A 361-nucleotide genomic window follows, 5' to 3' on the forward strand; every position below is an offset into this window, starting at 1 on the left:
GCCTCGATACCGGCACGCTGGGTTTCAGCGATATCCACAACCAGGCGGATTATAAGACGCAGCATCAGGGCGGCGGTATCAGCACCGGGGGCAGCATTGGCTCTCAGTTCGCCGGGAACATGACCAGCGCCCTGCTGGCGGGTGGCGGCAGCAAAGGCCATGCGGAAGGTACGACGCAGTCGGCGGTATCCGAGGGCACTATCATCATCCGTGACCAGGCCAGCCAGAAGCAGGACGTGGCTGACCTGAGTCGCGACACGGAACACGCCAGCGGCAGTATCGGGCCGATATTTGACAAGGAGAAGGAGCAGCGGCGCCTGCAGGAAGTGCAGCTGACAGGGGAGATTGGCAGCCAGGCGGC

At 63.4% G+C, this 361-nt stretch carries 1 protein-coding gene; it reads left to right on the plus strand.

What is annotated here, in order from left to right; translation table 11 throughout:
- On the plus strand, nucleotides 1-361 hold a 361-nt coding region (locus CWM58_RS27940), incomplete at both ends, for a hypothetical protein (RefSeq protein WP_133122446.1).

Source organism: Klebsiella sp. H-Nf2, from assembly GCF_002806645.1.
Taxonomy (GTDB): domain Bacteria; phylum Pseudomonadota; class Gammaproteobacteria; order Enterobacterales; family Enterobacteriaceae; genus Klebsiella; species Klebsiella variicola.